The sequence below is a fragment of the Streptomyces sp. NPDC055189 genome (assembly GCF_053606765.1).
Window position 1 is genome coordinate 1 of the sequence record NZ_JBSGSG010000098.1, and the last position, 17,217, is coordinate 17,217.

Here is a 17,217-nt window from a genome sequence, read left to right on the forward strand (position 1 = left end):
GCCTCTGCAGCGCCCCGCGCGGCGTCGCATCCGTCACCTAAGCCGTACGGCCGTCGCGCGGCCCCCCGCCGCCGCAAGCAGGCCGCACGACACCGAAAGACTCGGAGGACCTGCGGTGCACGAACTGCCGCAACAGCTGGTCAACGGCCTGCTACTGGGATCCATGTACGGCCTGATCGCCATCGGCTACACAATGGTCTACGGCATCGTCCAGCTCATCAACTTCGCCCATGGCGAGATCTTCATGGTCGGCGGCTTCGGCGCCCTCACCGTCTGGCTCTGGCTGCCGGGCGGCACCAGCATGTGGCTCGCCCTGCCGCTCATGCTCATAGGTGCCGTGATCGTCTCGACCCTCATCGCGGTCGGAGCCGAACGCTTCGCATACCGCCCGTTGCGCGGCGCACCCCGCCTCGCACCCCTCATCACGGCCATCGGCCTCTCGCTCGCGCTGCAGCAGGCCGTCTGGGCCTGGTACCCCAACGCGAAGTCGTCCCGGACCTTCCCCGAGATGCCCGGCGACTCCATCCACATCGGCTCCGTCACCATCCAGCCCGGCGACATCTTCCTGCTGATCACCGCCCCGATCTGCATGTTCGCCCTCGGCTACTTCGTGATGAAGACCCGGGTCGGACGCGGCATGCAGGCCACCGCGCAGGACCCCGACACCGCCAAGCTCATGGGTGTCAACACGGACCGCGTCATCGTCGTGGCCTTCGCGATCGGCGCCGCCTTCGCGGGCATCGCCGCCGTCGCCTACGGCTTCCGGTACGGAGAGGTCCAGTTCCGCATGGGCTTCCTGTGGGGCCTCAAGGCCTTCACCGCGGCCGTGCTCGGCGGCATCGGCAACATCTACGGCGCGATGATCGGCGGCCTCGTCCTCGGCATCGCCGAAGCCATGGCCACCGCCTACATGAACGACATCCCCGGCATGAGCCAGCTCGGCGGGCAGTCCTGGGCCGACGTCTGGGCCTTCGTACTCCTCATCGTCGTACTCCTCGTCAGGCCACAAGGTCTCCTCGGCGAGCGCGTCGCGGACAGGGCGTGACCACCATGACCACACAGAACATCGCGGCCGGCGCGCCCAAGCACGACAGCACCCCCACCGGACTCATCGCCATCCCCGAGGGCCCCGCCCGCGCGCTGGCCACCGGCGGCGGCATCCTCACCATCATCTCCACGTTCATGGCATGGACCTGGACCTCGGCGTTCCCCGGCGACCTCACCGTCTACGGCTACCCCGGCGGCCTCCAGGTGCTCGTCCTGATCGCCGGCATCCTGACGACGCTCTTCGGCCTCGCCTCGTACGGCGTCAAGGGCGTGCGCGCCCTTGCTCCCGGCGGAGCCGACGCCGCGCTGAAGTACGCGTCACTGGCCGCCTTCGCCACCACCTGGTACACGATCATCTCGATCAGCTACCAGCTCGGCGGTCTCGCCAACCTGGAGCCCGGCGGCTGGGTCGCCGCGATCGCCACCCTGGCCTCCTTCGTCGGCGCCCTCGCCCTGCCCTTCACCCGGCCGCACACCTACGCGGTCGACCCCGAGGACACCGGCGGCGAGCAGTTCAAGCACCGCATGCGCAACGGGGTGATCATCTTCAAGGGGGCCTTCGCCGCCGAGGCACCGCCCACGCCGCGCAAGCTTCCGAGCTACGTCGAGATCCTGGTCATCGTCGCGGCGCTCGCCGTGGGCCTGCTGGTCTTCACATACGGCATCGGCACCGAGTACGACGAGCTCTTCATCGGCTTCCTGGTCACCGTGGCGTTCAGCTTCGCCGCACTGGCCAAGGCCGGGCTCGTCGCGCAGGTCTCCACGTACACCGCGCGGCACCGCAACATCACACTCATCGGCGCCTTCGTCGCCGCGGCGGCCTTCCCCTTCACGCAGAGCGACGACCAGTACGCCACCATCGGCGTCTACATCCTGATCTTCGCCACCGTCGCGCTCGGCCTGAACATCGTCGTCGGCCTCGCGGGACTCCTCGACCTCGGATACGTCGCCTTCCTCGGCGTCGGCGCCTACGCGGCGTCCATGGTCTCCGGGTCGCCGTCCTCGCCCTTCGACGTCCATCTGCCGTTCTGGGGCGCGATCCTGGTCGGCGCGGGCGCGTCGCTCGTCTTCGGTGTGCTCATCGGTGCCCCGACCCTGCGGCTGCGCGGCGATTACCTCGCCATCGTGACGCTCGGCTTCGGTGAGATCTTCCGGCTCGTCGCGATGAACTCGGACGGCACGTCGGGTCCGGACATCACGAACGGCTCGAACGGCATCTCCTCGATCCCGAACCTCAAGATCCTCGGCTTCGACTTCGGCCTCGAGCACACCATCTTCGGTGTCACCATCGGCCGGTTCGCGAACTACTTCTTCCTGATGCTGCTCATCACCCTCGTCGTCGTGCTGGTCTTCCGGCGCAGCGGCGACTCCCGCATCGGGCGCGCCTGGGTCGCCATCCGCGAGGACGAGACCGCGGCGCTCGCCATGGGCATCAACGGCTTCCGCGTGAAGCTCATCGCCTTCGCGCTCGGCGCCTCGCTCGCCGGTCTCGCGGGCACGGTGCAGGCGCACGTCACCTACACCGTGACGCCCGAGCAGTACCAGTTCGCCAACACGGTCCCGCCGAACTCGGCGTTCCTGCTCGCCGCGGTCGTACTCGGCGGCATGGGCACCATCAGCGGACCCCTCGTCGGCGCGGCGCTGCTCTATCTCATCCCGAGCAAGCTCTCGTTCCTGGGCGACTACCAGCTGTTCGCCTTCGGCCTCGCGCTGGTGCTGCTCATGCGCTTCCGCCCCGAGGGCCTCATCCCCAACCGCCGCCGCCAGCTCGAGTTCCACGAGGCCGATCTGGCTCCCGGCGACACGCCGCCACCCACAGTCCTCAGCAAGACAGGGGCCTGAGCCATGACCACCGACACCACCACCAGCAAGGACAGCCCGGCCGCCACCCCGGCCGGAGAGACCGTCCTGGACGCCAAGGGCGTCACGATGCGCTTCGGCGGTCTCACCGCCGTGCGCTCCGTCGACCTCACCGTCAACAGCGGCGAGATCGTCGGCCTCATCGGCCCCAACGGCGCGGGCAAGACCACCTTCTTCAACTGCCTCACCGGCCTCTACATCCCCACCGAGGGCGAAGTCCGGTACAAGGGCAAGGTCCTGCCCAGCAAGTCGTTCAAGGTCACCGCGGCCGGAGTGGCGCGCACCTTCCAGAACATCCGTCTCTTCGCGAACATGACGGTCCTGGAGAACGTCCTGGTCGGGCGCCACACGCGGACGAAGGAAGGCCTCTGGTCGGCCCTTCTGCGCGGCCCCGGTTTCCACAAGGCGGAGGCCAAGTCCAGGGAACGCGCCATGGAGCTGCTCGAATTCGTCGGCCTGGCCGAGAAGTCGGAGCACCTCTCGCGCAATCTGCCCTACGGCGAGCAGCGCAAGCTGGAGATCGCCCGCGCTCTCGCGAGCGAGCCGGGGCTGCTCCTCCTGGACGAGCCGACCGCGGGCATGAACCCGCAGGAGACCCGCGCCACGGAGGAACTCGTCCTCGCCATCCGGGACATGGGCATCGCCGTGCTCGTCATCGAGCACGACATGCGTTTCATCTTCAACCTGTGCGACCGCGTGGCCGTACTCGTCCAGGGCGAGAAGCTCGTCGAGGGCGACAGTGAGACCGTCCAGCAGGACGACCGCGTCATCGCCGCCTACCTGGGCGAGCCCTTCGAAGGTGCCCCCGGCAGCACAGAGGCCGACGCGACGGGCAACGAGGAGAACAGCTGATGACCGCACTGCTCGAAGTCGAGGACCTCAAGGTCGCCTACGGCAAGATCGAGGCCGTCAAGGGCATCTCCTTCAAGGTCGAGGCCGGCGAGGTCGTCACCCTGATCGGCACGAACGGCGCAGGCAAGACCACCACGCTGCGCACGCTCTCCGGGCTGCTCAAGCCGGTCGGCGGCTCCATCAAATTCGACGGGAAAGCGCTGCGGAAATACCGCGCCGACCAGATCGTCTCGCTCGGGCTCGCCCACTCTCCCGAGGGCCGGCACATCTTCCCGCGCATGACGATCGAGAACAATCTGCGGCTCGGCGCATATCTGCGCAGCGACAAGCCGGCCATCGAAAAGGACATCGCGCGCGCCTACGAGCTCTTCCCCATTCTCGGGGAGCGCAGAAAGCAGGCGGCGGGCACGCTCTCCGGCGGTGAGCAGCAAATGCTCGCCATGGGACGCGCGCTCATGTCCCAGCCGAAACTGCTCATGCTCGACGAGCCCTCCATGGGTCTTTCGCCGATCATGATGCAGAAGATCATGGCGACGATCTCCGAGCTCAAGGCCCAGGGCACGACCATTCTGCTCGTCGAACAGAACGCCCAGGCGGCGCTCTCGCTCGCCGACCACGGTCATGTCATGGAGGTCGGCAAGATCGTCCTGTCCGGTACGGGGAACGACCTGCTGCACGACGAGTCCGTGCGCAAGGCGTACCTCGGCGAGGACTGAGCCGCTTCGTACGCGTACGGGAAAGGCCCGCGCCCCTGCTTCGGGGTGCGGGCCCTTCTCGTACATCCGGGCGCGGGAGCTACTGCCCCTTGGCCGCCTTCTTCTCGTCGGCGTCCTCGATGACCGCCTCCGCGACCTGCTGCATCGAAAGGCGCCGGTCCATCGACGTCTTCTGGATCCAGCGGAACGCGGCGGGCTCGGTCAGGCCGTACTCCGTCTGCAGGATCGACTTCGCGCGGTCCACCAGCTTGCGGGTCTCCAGGCGCAGGGTGAGGTCGGCGACCTCCTTCTCCAGCGTCTTCAGCTCCGTGAAGCGCGAGACGGCCATCTCGATGGCCGGCACCACGTCGGTCTTGCTGAAGGGCTTGACGAGGTACGCCATCGCGCCGGCGTCCCTGGCCCGCTCGACCAGGTCACGCTGCGAGAAAGCGGTCAGCATGAGCACCGGGGCGATGGACTCCTCGGCGATCTTCTCGGCCGCGGAGATGCCGTCCATGACGGGCATCTTCACGTCCAGGATCACCAGGTCCGGCTTGTGCTCGCGGGCCAGCTCGACGGCTTTCTCGCCGTCACCGGCCTCGCCGACGACGGTGTAACCCTCCTCCTCGAGCATCTCCTTGAGGTCGAGCCGGATGAGAGCCTCGTCCTCCGCGATGACGACACGGGTCGTCAGCGGGGGCACGTGCGACTTGTCGTCGTCATCGGCTGCGGGCTGGGGCGACTCGGGGGAAGTCACGGGGGCTCCTTGTTGCGGGCCGGGCAGGTACTGCTGCCTCGCCAGCCTACCTAGCTGCAGCGTCCGACGGTGACCCGGTATAGTTCCGGCAGTGCCTGCCGGGTTGGTGGAACGGTATACACGGAGGTCTCAAACACCTCTGCCTGAAAGGGCTTGCGGGTTCGAATCCCGCACCCGGCACATCGCAGGAATGCGGGTGCTCACGATTTCCGTGAGCACCCGCTTTTTTGTCACGTAACGCCATCGCCGATTACGTACGGTAGCGAGAGGTCGCGCGTGCGGACCGGGCGCCCGTCCCCGCGCCGCCCGCGCAATAGGACGCGTCACTCCCCTCCGCCGCCCTCTCTGGGAGCTGCCCCAATTCCCCGGCAAACCCTTGCCCCGCCCCGTTCCCCGCTGCGATCTTCGGCGCCATGACTCCCTTGAACCGGCGCGGCTTCGTCGCCGCCGCCGCGGGTGCTGCCGCAGCAGCCGTGGCCATGAATCCGCACACCGCGTCCGCGATCGACCGAGACGGCACCGGCACCGGCAAAGGCGCAGACGCAGGCGGGGACGACTTCGCCGATGCCGACAAGGGGTTCATCGCCGCCCTCACCCCCGGGGTGGTGAAGAACGCCGATGGCCGGGTCGTCTGGGACAACGACGCGTACGGATTCCTGAAAGGGGACGCCCCGAAGACCGCGGACAAGAGCCTGTGGCGGCAGTCGCGGCTCGTGTCGAAGCAGGGGCTCTACAAGGTCACCGACCGGATCTATCAGGTGCGCGGCCTCGATCTGTCGAACATGACGATCGTCGAGGGCGACACCGGCATCATCGTGATCGACCCGCTGATCTCGGCGGAGACCGCCGCCGCCGCCCTGAAGCTGTTCCGTGCGCACCGCGGCGAGAAGAAGGTCACCGGGCTCATCTACACACATCCGCACGTCGACCACTTCGGCGGCTGCCGCGGTGTGCTGCCGGACGGCGCGCAGGACGGCGTACCGATCCTCGCCCCCGAGGGCTTCATGGAGCACGCCGTCTCGGAGAACGTCTACGCGGGTACGGCGATGCAGCGGCGCTCCGGGTACATGTACGGCGCCCAGCTTCCCAAGTCCCCCGCGGGGCAGATCGGGTGCGGTCTCGGGCAGACCGTGTCCGTGGGGTCGATCGGGCTGATTCCGCCGACCAAGGACATCACGAGGACCGGGCAGGCCGAGACCGTCGACGGGGTCAGGTTCGAGTTCCAGATGACGCCGGGGACCGAGGCGGCGGCGGAGATGAACTTCCTGCTTCCCGGGCTGCGGGCCGTCTGCATGGCGGAGAACGCCACGCACACGATGCACAACATCATCACGTTGCGCGGGGCGCAGGTGCGGGACGCCCGGCAGTGGGCGCACTACCTGGGTGAGTCGGTGGTGCTGTTCGACGGGCGGGCGGATGTCGCTTTCGCCTCGCACCACTGGCCCACGTGGGGCGGGGACACGATCGTGGAGCTGCTCGAACAGCAGCGCGATCTGTACGCGTACATGCACGACCAGACGCTGCGGATGATCAACTCGGGGATGACGGGGCGGGAGATAGCCGAGGAGATCGAGCTGCCGCCCGCGCTCGCCGGCGTATGGGCGAATCGCGGGTACTACGGATCGCTGAGCCACAACGTGAAGGGCATCTACCAGCGGTACATGGGCTGGTTCGACGGCAACCCCGCGCATCTGTGGGAGCACCCGCCGGTCGAGGAGGCCAAGCGGTACGTCAAGGCCATGGGCGGGCGTACGGCGACGGTCGCGAAGGCCAGGGCGTTCGCGCGCGGCGGCGATCTGCGGTTCGCGGTGACGCTGCTCAACCACGTGGTGTTCGCGGATCCCGGCCACCGTGCCGCGAAGTCCGAACTGGCCGGGCTATACGTCAAGTTGGGCCAGGCGTCGGAGAACGCGGTGTGGCGGAACTTCTATCTGACGGGCGCCCGGGAGCTGCGCGAGGGAGTGCCGGACTCCCCCACGTCCGTGACGAGCGCGGACATGCTGATGGCGCTCTCCGTGGACCAGCTCATCGACTCGGTGGCGATCCGTGTGAACGGCCCGAAGGCGTGGGACCTGAAGCTGCGGATGGACTGGAGCCTTCCGGCACTGGGGAAGATCTGGCACCTGGTCCTGCGCAACGGCGTACTGACCTACCGCAGCGACACGAAGAGGGACCCGGACGCGGGCGTCACGCTCACGATGACCAAGCCCCAGCTGCTCGCCATGCTCGGCGGCAAGGGACTCGGGGACATCAAGGTCGAGGGCGACGCCTCGCTCCTCGCCGATCTGCTCGGCGTGGTCGAGAAGCCGGACCCGAAGTTCGCGATCGTCACTCCGTAGCGAGCACGGCCGAGGGGCCGCTCCACCCGGAGCGGCCCCTCGGTCCACGTACGCCGTGCCGGAGCGCGGCTACTTGGGGCTGTCGTCCTCGCCGATGTGGTGGATGCGTACGAGGTTGGTGGAGCCCGCGACTCCGGGCGGGGAGCCCGCGGTGATGACCACCACGTCGCCCCGCTCGCAGCGTCCGTAGCGCAGGAGAAGCTCGTCGACCTGGTTGACCATGGCGTCGGTGGAGTCGACGTGCGGGCCCAGGAAGGTCTCCACGCCCCAGGTGAGGTTGAGCTGCGAGCGCGTCGCCCGGTCCGGGGTGAAGGCGAGCAGCGGGATCGGCGAGCGGTAGCGCGAGAGGCGGCGGACCGTGTCGCCGGACTGGGTGAAGGCGACGAGGAACTTGGCGCCGAGGAAGTCGCCCATCTCGGCGGCGGCGCGGGCCACGGCGCCGCCCTGGGTGCGGGGCTTGTTGCGCTCGGTCAGCGGCGGGAGCCCCTTGGCGAGGATGTCCTCCTCGGCGGCCTCGACGATGCGGCTCATCGTGCGGACCGTCTCGATGGGGTACTTGCCGACGCTGGTCTCGCCGGAGAGCATCACCGCGTCCGTGCCGTCGATGACGGCGTTCGCGACGTCCGAGGCCTCGGCGCGCGTGGGGCGGGAGTTGTCGATCATCGAGTCGAGCATCTGGGTCGCGACGATGACCGGCTTCGCGTTGCGCTTGGCGAGCTTGATGGCGCGCTTCTGGACGATCGGCACCTGTTCGAGGGGCATCTCGACGCCGAGGTCACCGCGGGCGACCATGATCGCGTCGAAGGCGGCGACGATGTCGTCGATGTTCTCGACGGCCTGCGGCTTCTCCACCTTGGCGATGACGGGGAGGCGGCGGCCCTCCTCGTCCATGATGCGGTGCACGTCCTCGATGTCCCGGCCGCTGCGGACGAAGGACAGGGCGATGACGTCGAATCCTGAACGCAGGGCCCAGCGCAGGTCCGCCTCGTCCTTGTCGGAGAGCGCGGGGACGGAGACGGCGACGCCGGGGAGGTTGAGCCCCTTGTGGTCGGAGACCATGCCGCCCTCGACCACGGTGGTGGTGACACGGGGCCCGTCGACCGCGGTGACCTCCAGCGTCACTTTGCCGTCGTCGACGAGGATGCGCTCGCCGGGGGTGACGTCATCGGCGAGACCGCCGTAGGTCGTGCCGCAGGACTGCCGGTCGCCCCGGGCGCCCTCCTCCACGGTGATCGTGAACTCGTCGCCCCGTTCAAGGAGTACAGGTCCTTCGCTGAAACGGCCCAGGCGGATCTTCGGGCCTTGAAGGTCGGCGAGGACGCCGACGCTGCGGCCCGTCTCGTCGGAAGCCTTTCGTACGCGCTGATAGCGCTCCTCGTGCTCGGCGTACGTGCCGTGGCTGAGGTTGAAGCGGGCCACGTCCATTCCGGCTTCGACCAGTGCCTTGATCTGGTCGTACGAGTCGGTGGCGGGGCCCAGTGTGCAGACGATTTTTGCTCGGCGCATGCTTCGACCCTAGGGCTTACCGGTGGGTAGGGAATTGGCTGGGCATGACTACTCAACAACCTTTGCGTGAAGGGTTATTGACAAGTGTTGAATTGTGCGGGGCGCTGCTCTGATGAGCGATTTACCGGGCGCCCCGCTGCGTAAATCCCCTGTGCCCACGGTAATTCCGTGACTACAGCTGCGGCGGAGTCATCGTGAAGCGCGCGTTGACCTGTGCGTAGACGCGCTGCCGCTGCGGTTCGAGGTCGAGCGGGGCGGCCTCGCCCATGTCGGCCGCTCCCCCGTACGCGACGCTGCGCATGGCGGGCGCGGGGCCGCCGTAGCCGAACGGCTGGGAGTTCTCGGCGCCGATGTCGGCGAGTTCGACCAGGGCGGCCAGGCTCGTCCCCAGCGCCTGGGCGTACTCCCGGCCGCGCTGGACCGCTTCCCTGACCGCCTGCTGGCGTGCCTCGCGGTGAGTGGGCGAATCGGGGCGCAGCGCCCAGTAGGGGCCGTCCACGCGGGTCAGTTCGAGGTCCGCGAGGCGTGTGGTGAGCTCGCCGAGCGCGGTGAAGTCGGTGAGCTCGGCGGTGACGTGGACCCGCCCGTGGTAGGCGCGGACGCGTTCGCCGCGGCCGTGCTTGGTCAGTTCGGGGCTGATGGAGAAGGCACCGGTCTCCAGCTTCTCGACGGAATCGCCGTAGGCCTTCACGAGGTCGATGACGGTGGCGTTGCGGCGCGTGAGGTCGTTCAGGGCGTCACGCCGGTCGGTCCCGCGCGCGCTGACGGTGATGCCGATGCGGGCGATCTCGGGGTCGACTTCGAGGTGCGCCTCGCCCTTGACGGCCAGGCGCGGGGCGTCGGGGGTGCCGTAGGGGGCGGCGGTGGGGGTCGTCTCGTCCATGCGGCCACTCTCGCACTGGGGGGCGGCGCCGGACAGGCATCGGGCCGCGGCACCGGACAGTCATCGGATCGAAACCTGCGGGGTCTGTTGCCGGTGGGGTGGACGGGGTCAGAATCTACGCGCGTTACACCGTTCGACCAAGGGTCCAAGGAGAGTACGAAATGCCGCTGAACCGCCGGAAGTTCCTGGGCAAGTCCGCCGCCGCCACGGGCGTGGCGCTCGCGGGCGGCATGGCCGCCGCGCCCTCCGCGTCGGCGCAGGCGCCCGGGAAGCCCGCCAAGCGGACGAAGCGGTACTCGTTCACCGTCATGGGCACGACGGACCTGCACGGCAACGTCTTCAACTGGGACTACTTCACGGACAAGGAGTTCGACGACAAGGACCACAACGACGTGGGCCTGGCGAAGATCTCCACCCTCGTGAACGAGATCCGCAAGGAGAGAGGCCGCCGCAACACGCTTCTCATCGACGCGGGCGACACCATTCAGGGCACCCAGCTCTCGTATTACTACGCCAAGATCGACCCGATCACCGCGAAGCGTGGCCCGGTCCACCCGATGGCGCAGGCGATGAACAGCATCGGTTACGACGCGGCTGCGCTCGGCAACCACGAATTCAACTACGGCATTCCGGTTCTGCGGAAATTCGAGGAGCAGTGCGAATTCCCACTGCTCGGCGCCAACGCCCTCGACGCGAAGACGCAGAAGCCCGCTTTCCCGCCGTACTTCATGAAGCGCCTGCGCACCCCGCACGGCCGTGACGTGAAGGTGGCGGTGCTCGGCCTGACCAACCCCGGCATCGCGATCTGGGACAAGGCGAACGTCCAGGGCAAGATGACGTTCCCCGGTCTGGAGGAGCAGGCGGCGAAGTGGGTGCCCAAGCTGCGGTCCATGGGCGCGGACGTCGTGATCGTCTCGGCGCACTCCGGGTCGAGCGGCACCTCTTCGTACGGTGACCAGCTCCCGTACGTCGAGAACGCGGCCGGTCTGGTGGCGGAGCAGGTGCCCGGCATCGACGCGATCCTGGTCGGGCACGCGCACACGGAGATCCCCGAGTACTTCGTCGAGAACAAGAAGACCGGCAAGAAGGTCGTCCTGTCCGAGCCGCTGAAGTGGGGCCAGCGCCTCACCCTCTTCGACTTCGACCTGGTGTGGTCGAAGGGCCGCTGGACGGTGGAGAAGGTCGGCGCCGAGGTCCGCAACTCCAACACGGCCAAGGAGGACCGCAGGATCACCGGGCTCCTGGCCGACGAGCACAAGAAGGTCGTCGCGTACGTCAACCAGGTCATCGGTACGTCGACGCAGGCGATGAGCACGGCCGAAGGCCCGTACAAGGATGTCGCGATCATCGACCTGATCAGCCACGTCCAGGCGGAGACGGTCAAGGAGGCGCTCAAGGGCGGCCAGTACGCGGCGCTGCCCGTGCTCTCGCAGGCCTCCTGCTTCTCGCGTACGGCGGGGGTCCCGGCGGGCGAGGTGACGATCAAGGACGCGGCGGGTCTCTACCCCTTCGAGAACACTCTTGAGGCGCGCCTCATCACGGGTGCGCAGCTCAAGGAGTACCTGGAGTTCTCGGCGCGCTACTACGTGCAGACGGCGGCCGGCGCCCCGGTGGACCCGGCGAAGCTGACGAACGCGGACAACACCCCGGACTACAACTACGACGCGCTGTACGGCGTGACGTACGAGATCGACATCGCCAAGCCCGCGGGTTCCCGCATCGCGAAGCTGAGTTTCGACGGCTTGGACATCGACCCGAAGGCCGAGTTCGTGCTCGCGGTCAACAACTACCGGGCGAGCGGCGGCGGCAACTTCCCGCATGTGGCCGCCGCCAAGCAGCTGTGGGCGAACTCGGACGAGATCCGCAACACGATCATCCAGTGGGTCCAGGCGAAGGGAACGGTCGACCCGGCCCAGTTCGCGTCGGTGGACTGGAAGCTGACCCGGGACGGCACGCCCGTCTTCTAGACCTCCGGGGTCACGACGCCTGCTGGACCTTCAGGGTCGCGAGATCGACGGCGTCGGCGAGTGCCTGTGCGCCGGCGTCGTTGACGTGCAGCCCGTCGCCGCTGTCGTAGTCGTCGTGGATCCGGTCGGGGTCGGCCGGGTCCGCCACGGCGGCGGCGAGGTCGGCGTAGGCGTCGTACGGGCTTGTCGCGCCGCGAATCCAGTCGTTGACCTCACGGGCCACGGCGACGCCCTCGGGGGTGGAGTAGCCCTCGTAGATCGTGTCCTTGTACGGGCCGACGGTGGTGGCGATCGCGGTGAGTCCCGCGGCGTGGATCCGGTCGGCGAGGGCGGTGAAGCCCGCGATGAGGTCCTCGGCGGTGGGGACGGGCGCGGGCTCCGGGTAGGCCTCCTGGCCCGGAATTCCCAGGTCGTTGAGGCCGAAGTGGACCAGGACGTGGGTGACGCCGGGCACCTCCAGGGCGTCGCGGTCCAGGCGGGCGAGGGCACGCTCGCCGACCTCGTCGGTCAGCAGCCGGTTCGCGGAGAGGCCCTGGTTCACCACCCATCCGGTGCTTCCGGCGGCGCGCAGGCGCTCGTTCAGGAGGTCGGGGAAGCGGTGGTCGGTGTCGGTGGTGGTTCCGGTGCCTTCGAACCAGGAGTCCCCGAAGGCGACGGCGACGGCGGTTCCACGCGGGGCGAGCACGTCGAGTCCGGTGATGAAATGGCGCGTCGCCAGCTCCTCCAGGCCGTCGATGCCGTCCAGGGTCGGCGCGGAGACGGCGTTGCCGGGGACGGCGTAACCGGTGCGCAGGGGCACCGCGGAGTAGGTGGTCAGGCCGGTGTCCCCGGGCAGCCAGAGGCTGAGGGCCAGTTCGTCGCCGGCGGCCACGGCACGCTCGACGGGGTCGCTGACGACCTCCTCGCCGACCGGCACGGTGAACTCCTCGGCCCCGCCGACGCGCACGGGGACATCGCTGCCCGCGTCGATGCCGCTGCCTTCCGTGCGGATGGCCAGGCGTGCGCCGCCGATGTGCAGGGGTTCCTTGCCGTAGCGGTTGGTCAGCCGGACGCGCACGGCTTCTCCCCCGCCGTCGAGGCGGAGTATCTGGCGTACGGTCCGGTCGGCGAAGCTTCGTAGTTCGAAGAGCTCAATGCCTTCGTGGGGACTGAGGACGGCGGAACGGAAGGCGGCGGTCCAGGCGGCTGTGGAGTCAGTGGTCATGACCGAATGAACCGGGCGCCGACGGGCGATATTTCGCCGAACAGGCCCTTTTCGAGGGAATATTGGAGGGCGCCGGAGCGCTTGGGGGCGGCCGGGGCCGTCAGTTCTTGAGGGGTACGAGGTTGCTCCGCTGCTCGCCGATCATGCCCGCACCGGCGGGGCGGGGCCGCGTCTCCTGGAGGCCGAAGCTGGTGAACGCCGTGCGCTGCGGGAGCGGGTAGGGGGACGTGCCCGTCAGGGTGTTGAGGATGCTGGCGCTGCGCCAGGCGGCGAGGCCCAGGTCGGGGGCGCCGACGCCGTGGGTGTGGCGCTCGGCGTTCTGTACGTAGACGTTGCTGCCGCTGCCGGTGACGGAGGGGTCCAGGACGAGGCGGTACTGCTCGTCGATGCGGGGGCGCTCCGAGGAGTCCCGGCGCATATAGGGGTCGAGTCCCGCCAGGAGCTGGTCGAGGGGGCGCTCGCGGTAGCCGGTGGCGAGGACGACCGCGTCCGTGGTGAGGCGGGAGCGGGTGCCCTGCTGGAGGTGTTCCAGGTGGAGTTCCACGCGGGTGGTGCCGACGCGGCCCGCGGTGCGCACGGAGACGCCGGGGGTGAGGACGGCGTCGGGCCAGCCGCCGTGCAGGGTGCGCTGGTAGAGCTCGTCGTGGATGGCGGCGATGGTGTCGGTGTCGATGCCCTTGTGGAGCTGCCACTGGTGGGGAACGAGACCGTCGCGCACGGATTCGGGCAGGGAGTGGAAGTAGCGGGTGTAGTCCGGGGTGAAGTGTTCGAGGCCCAGCTTGGAGTACTCCATGGGCGCGAAGGCCTCGGTACGGGCCAGCCAGTGGATCTTCTCGGCGCCCGTCGGGCGGTGCTTGAGCAGGTCGAGGAAGACCTCCGCGCCGGACTGGCCCGAGCCGATGACGGTGATGTGGTCGGCGGCGAGCAGCCGCTCGCGGTGCAGGAGATAGTCCGCGGCGTGGATCACGGGGACGGTGGGGGCGTCCGCGAGGGGCTTGAGCGGCTCGGGGATGTAGGGCGCGGTACCGACGCCGACGACGATGTTCTTCGTGTACGTCCGGCCGAGCGCCTCGGCCTCCCCCTCGGCGTCGAGCTGCGTGAAGTCGACTTCGAAGAGGTCCCGTTCGGGGTTCCAGCGCACCGCGTCGACCTGGTGCCCGAAGTGCAGCGCGGGGAGGTTCTCGCTGACCCAGCGGCAGTACGCGTCGTACTCGGCGCGCTGGATGTGGAACCGCTCGGCGAAGTAGAAGGGGAAGAGCCGCTCGCGGGACTTGAGGTAGCTGAGGAAGGACCAGGGGTTCGCGGGGTCGGCGAGGGTCACCAGGTCGGCGAGGAACGGAACCTGCAGGCTGGCGCCGTCGATGAGCAGCCCCGGATGCCAGTGGAAGCCGGGCCGCTGTTCGTAGAAGGCGGCGTCGAGCCCGGCGAGCGGCTGGGCCAGGGCGGCGAGGGAGAGGTTGAAGGGGCCGATACCGATGCCGACCAGGTCCCGGGGGTCCTCGGGGGTGGTGAGCGGCGGGGCGGGCTTGTCGTTCTGGCCGGTCATCGGGGGGTGGTTCCTTCCACGAGCTTCAGGAGCTCGGCGAGGTCGCCGGGCCGGGTGTGCGGGTTGAGCAGAGTGGCCTTGAGCCAGCGGCGTCCGTCGATCCCGGCCCGCCCGAGCACGGCACGGCCCTGGCCGAGCAGTTCCCTGCGGACGTAGGCGATGTGGTCGTCGTCGGCGCCGACGGGCCGGAACAGGACCGTGCTGATGACGGGCCGGTCGTGGAGCTCGAAGCCGGGGTGTGCGTCGATGAGCCCGGCGAACTCCTGCGCTTGCTCGCAGACTTGGTCGACGATCGCGCCGATCCCTGCCCGGCCCAGGGCCTTGAGGGTGACGGCGATCTTGAGTACGTCGGGCCGGCGCGTGGTGCGCACGGAGCGGCCGAGGAGGTCGGGCAGGCCCGCTTCGGTGTCGTCGCCCGCGTTGAGATAGTCGGCGTGGTGGCCCAGTGCCGCGAGGTCGCGCGGGTCGCGGACCAGGAGGAGACCGGCGGCGACGGGCTGCCAGCCGAGCTTGTGCAGGTCGAACGTGACGCTGTCGGCGCGCTCCATGCCGCGCAGCAGCCCTCTTCGTACGCCGCTGAAGAGGAGCGGACCGCCGTACGCGGCGTCGACGTGCAGTCGGGCGCCGTGCCGCGCGCAGAGATCGGCGATCCGGTCGAGGGGGTCGATGAGTCCGGCGTCGGTGGTGCCCGCGGTGGCGGCGACGAGGAGCGTGCCGGGCGGCCCTGTGAGCCGGGCCAGCGTCTCGTCGAGGGCGGCGGGGTCGAGGACTCCGGCGGGCGCGGGGACGGTGATCGGTTCCGGCATGCCGAGGAGCCAGGCGGCGCGGCCGAGCGAGTGGTGGGCGTTCTCGCCGGTGATGAGCCGGACGGGGCCGTGCGCGGCGGTGCGCTCGCGGGCGAGGAGCAGGGCCAGCTGGTTGGACTCCGTGCCGCCGGTGGTGACGAGGGCGTCGCCCCTGCCCTCTCCATAGGCCTCCGCGGCGAGGGCGCGGGTCACCAGGGTCTCGATCTCCGAGGCGGCGGGGGCCTGGTCCCAGGAGTCCATGGAGGGGTTGAGCGCGGACGCGGCCAGGTCGGCGGCGACGGCGAGCGCGAGCGGCGGGCAGTGCAGGTGCGCCGCGCACAGCGCGTCCGCGGGGTCGGCGGCGCCCTCGGCCAGTGCGTGGACCAGGGTGCGCAGGGCCGCCTCGTCGCCTTCGCCCCGGTCGGGCAGGACGTCGCCCGCGGCCTCGCGCACCCGGGCCGCGACGGCGGTGGGGCCGCCCGCCGGGATCGGCCCGCCGCGCGCGATCGCCCCGGTCCGCAGGGCGTCCAGGGCGGCGGCGAGCAACGGCCGCAGCGCGTCGGATCCGTGGGCGCCTCCGGCAAGGGGCGGCGGAGTGCTCATGGGCGATGTCCTTCGGGTGCGCACGGACTGGGACACCAGCCTGTCTGCCGAGCGGGCGGTATGCCCGGATACCTCGGCGAACCGAACCCGAAAGTGGTACTGCCGTGCGGAGAATGCGTGTTGGCGTGGGCGGGGGTGCTAGGCGCTGCCGCGCGGGTGGGTGGATTTCGGCTGCGGGTGTGTGGTGGCTGGTCGCGCCCGCGCGGCGGATCCGCGCCCGGGGCACAGCCCCGCGCCCCTTACGGGGCGCTCGTGGCTCAGGCCTTGAAGTCGTCCTTGTGGTCCCGTGCCCACTCCGTGAACGTTCGCGCCGGTGTGCCTGTCACCGACTCCACGGTGGTGGTGATCTCCGGTGCTGCTCCGACGGCCGCTGCGAACGACTTCAGGAGGGCGGGCAGCATCGCCGCGGGGACGTGCGGGAACATCTCCTCGGTCACTTCCTCCGCCGGTACCTCGTCGAACCGGAGGTCGCGGCCGAGTGCCCGGCCGATGGCGTGGATCTGCTCGTCGGTCGACACCGCGGTCGGCCCCGTGAGGCGGTGGACGGCGCCCTGGTGCCCGTCGTCCAGAAGCGCGCGGACGGCGACGGCGGCGATGTCGGCCTCGTGGATCGGCGCGGTCAGGGCTCCTGCGAAGGGGCCGCGGACGGTGTCGCCCGCGCGGATCTGGTCCGCCCACTGAAGGGAGTTCGTGGCGAAGGCGTTGGGCCGCAGGGAGGTCCAGTCGAGGCCGCTCTCACGCACCCGCTTCTCGAGGTCCGCGTGGGCGACGTGGATGGGGTGGGTCTCGTCGGCGCCGTCCTGGATGATGCCCGACGACAGCACGACGACGCGCTGGACGCCGCCCTTGCGGGCCGCCGCGAGGATCGCGTCGGTGTGCTCGCCGACGGCCGCCCTGTGCAGGAACAGCGCGGACGCGCCGTCGAACAGCGGGGCGAGGGCGGCTGGTTCGGCGGCGGGGTCGAAGCGCGCGACCTCGGCGCCCCGGGGCAGCTGGGCCCGCAGCGGATCGCGGGTCAGTGCGCGGGCGGGCGTCTGTGCGGCGGTGAGCCGAGTGACGAGGGCGCGGCCCACGTTTCCGGTGGCACCGGTGACGACTATCACGGGGGGCTCCTGGGGGTCTCGGGCTGGATCTCGCTCTCCGAGCCTAGAGGGACGCAGGGGCCGCGGGGAT

Annotated in this window: 13 protein-coding genes and 1 tRNA gene; 7 read left to right on the plus strand and 7 right to left on the minus strand. The window is 69.6% G+C overall.

Annotation, left to right across the window (positions count from 1 at the left end):
* The first annotated feature begins 115 nt into the window (after positions 1–115).
* From ACWFR3_RS40195 to ACWFR3_RS40210, 4 genes are read left to right on the plus strand one after another with little or no spacing between them, the layout of a single operon-like run.
* Positions 116–1,045, plus strand: coding sequence for a branched-chain amino acid ABC transporter permease (locus ACWFR3_RS40195; protein WP_453739659.1), 930 nt, complete (start codon positions 116–118; stop codon positions 1,043–1,045).
* Positions 1,042–2,889: a branched-chain amino acid ABC transporter permease gene (locus ACWFR3_RS40200; RefSeq protein WP_453739660.1), complete on the plus strand. Its 1,848-nt coding sequence runs from the start codon at positions 1,042–1,044 to the stop codon at positions 2,887–2,889. Before ACWFR3_RS40195 ends, ACWFR3_RS40200 begins: the two co-directional genes overlap by 4 nt.
* A 3-nt stretch (positions 2,890–2,892) precedes the next feature.
* Complete coding sequence (locus ACWFR3_RS40205; RefSeq protein WP_453739661.1) at positions 2,893–3,759, plus strand: ABC transporter ATP-binding protein; 867 nt, start codon at positions 2,893–2,895, stop codon at positions 3,757–3,759.
* Positions 3,759–4,475 carry an ABC transporter ATP-binding protein gene (locus ACWFR3_RS40210; protein ID WP_453739662.1) on the plus strand — a complete coding sequence of 239 codons (717 nt, stop codon included), beginning with the start codon at positions 3,759–3,761 and terminating at the stop codon, positions 4,473–4,475. Before ACWFR3_RS40205 ends, ACWFR3_RS40210 begins: the two co-directional genes overlap by 1 nt.
* A gap of 79 nt (positions 4,476–4,554) precedes the next feature.
* On the opposite strand, the gene ACWFR3_RS40215 is transcribed toward ACWFR3_RS40210, so the two are convergent.
* Positions 4,555–5,211 (minus strand): ANTAR domain-containing response regulator, encoded by a 657-nt coding sequence (locus tag ACWFR3_RS40215; protein WP_365852967.1) that lies wholly within the window; start codon positions 5,209–5,211, stop codon positions 4,555–4,557.
* 97 nt (positions 5,212–5,308) lie between these two features.
* On the opposite strand from ACWFR3_RS40215, the gene ACWFR3_RS40220 reads away from it, so the two are divergent.
* Positions 5,309–5,391: transfer RNA gene (locus ACWFR3_RS40220), tRNA-Leu, on the plus strand.
* 233 nt (positions 5,392–5,624) lie between these two features.
* Complete coding sequence (locus tag ACWFR3_RS40225; protein ID WP_453739663.1) at positions 5,625–7,550, plus strand: alkyl/aryl-sulfatase; 1,926 nt, start codon at positions 5,625–5,627, stop codon at positions 7,548–7,550.
* Positions 7,551–7,619: 69 nt separating this feature from the next.
* Here ACWFR3_RS40225 and pyk read toward each other — a convergent pair whose 3' ends face one another.
* Together pyk and ACWFR3_RS40235 are read right to left on the minus strand one after the other, a co-directional pair.
* Positions 7,620–9,056 carry a pyruvate kinase gene (gene pyk, locus ACWFR3_RS40230; RefSeq protein ID WP_453739664.1) on the minus strand — a complete coding sequence of 479 codons (1,437 nt, stop codon included), beginning with the start codon at positions 9,054–9,056 and terminating at the stop codon, positions 7,620–7,622.
* Positions 9,057–9,228: 172 nt separating this feature from the next.
* The gene (locus ACWFR3_RS40235; protein WP_453739665.1) at positions 9,229–9,939 is read right to left on the minus strand and encodes an SIMPL domain-containing protein; all 711 of its coding nucleotides are present in this window, start codon (positions 9,937–9,939) and stop codon (positions 9,229–9,231) included.
* 161 nt (positions 9,940–10,100) lie between these two features.
* On the opposite strand from ACWFR3_RS40235, the gene ACWFR3_RS40240 reads away from it, so the two are divergent.
* Entirely contained in the window at positions 10,101–11,906 is a 1,806-nt protein-coding gene (locus tag ACWFR3_RS40240) for a bifunctional metallophosphatase/5'-nucleotidase (RefSeq protein ID WP_453739666.1), read from the plus strand.
* Positions 11,907–11,916: 10 nt separating this feature from the next.
* On the opposite strand, the gene ACWFR3_RS40245 is transcribed toward ACWFR3_RS40240, so the two are convergent.
* From ACWFR3_RS40245 to ACWFR3_RS40260, 4 genes are all read right to left on the minus strand, one after another.
* Positions 11,917–13,110, minus strand: a complete 1,194-nt coding sequence (locus ACWFR3_RS40245; protein WP_453739667.1) for a GDSL-type esterase/lipase family protein — start codon at positions 13,108–13,110, stop codon at positions 11,917–11,919.
* A gap of 100 nt (positions 13,111–13,210) precedes the next feature.
* Complete coding sequence (locus ACWFR3_RS40250) at positions 13,211–14,656, minus strand: lysine N(6)-hydroxylase/L-ornithine N(5)-oxygenase family protein (protein ID WP_453739668.1); 1,446 nt, start codon at positions 14,654–14,656, stop codon at positions 13,211–13,213.
* On the minus strand, positions 14,653–16,044 hold the full coding sequence (locus ACWFR3_RS40255) for a pyridoxal phosphate-dependent decarboxylase family protein (protein WP_453739669.1): 1,392 nt from the start codon (positions 16,042–16,044) through the stop codon (positions 14,653–14,655). Before ACWFR3_RS40255 ends, ACWFR3_RS40250 begins: the two co-directional genes overlap by 4 nt.
* A 257-nt stretch (positions 16,045–16,301) precedes the next feature.
* The gene (locus tag ACWFR3_RS40260) at positions 16,302–17,147 is read right to left on the minus strand and encodes an NAD(P)H-binding protein (protein ID WP_453739670.1); all 846 of its coding nucleotides are present in this window, start codon (positions 17,145–17,147) and stop codon (positions 16,302–16,304) included.
* Positions 17,148–17,217: the final 70 nt, after the last annotated feature.

Coding starts and splice junctions, on each gene's coding strand:
- ACWFR3_RS40205 (WP_453739661.1), top strand. CDS start 2,893: ATGACCACCGACACCACCACCAGCAAGGACAGCCCGGCCGCCACCCCG.
- ACWFR3_RS40210 (WP_453739662.1), top strand. CDS start 3,759: ATGACCGCACTGCTCGAAGTCGAGGACCTCAAGGTCGCCTACGGCAAG.
- ACWFR3_RS40225 (WP_453739663.1), top strand. CDS start 5,625: ATGACTCCCTTGAACCGGCGCGGCTTCGTCGCCGCCGCCGCGGGTGCT.
- pyk (WP_453739664.1), bottom strand. CDS start 9,056: ATGCGCCGAGCAAAAATCGTCTGCACACTGGGCCCCGCCACCGACTCG.
- ACWFR3_RS40235 (WP_453739665.1), bottom strand. CDS start 9,939: ATGGACGAGACGACCCCCACCGCCGCCCCCTACGGCACCCCCGACGCC.
- ACWFR3_RS40240 (WP_453739666.1), top strand. CDS start 10,101: ATGCCGCTGAACCGCCGGAAGTTCCTGGGCAAGTCCGCCGCCGCCACG.
- ACWFR3_RS40245 (WP_453739667.1), bottom strand. CDS start 13,110: ATGACCACTGACTCCACAGCCGCCTGGACCGCCGCCTTCCGTTCCGCC.
- ACWFR3_RS40250 (WP_453739668.1), bottom strand. CDS start 14,656: ATGACCGGCCAGAACGACAAGCCCGCCCCGCCGCTCACCACCCCCGAG.
- ACWFR3_RS40255 (WP_453739669.1), bottom strand. CDS start 16,044: ATGAGCACTCCGCCGCCCCTTGCCGGAGGCGCCCACGGATCCGACGCG.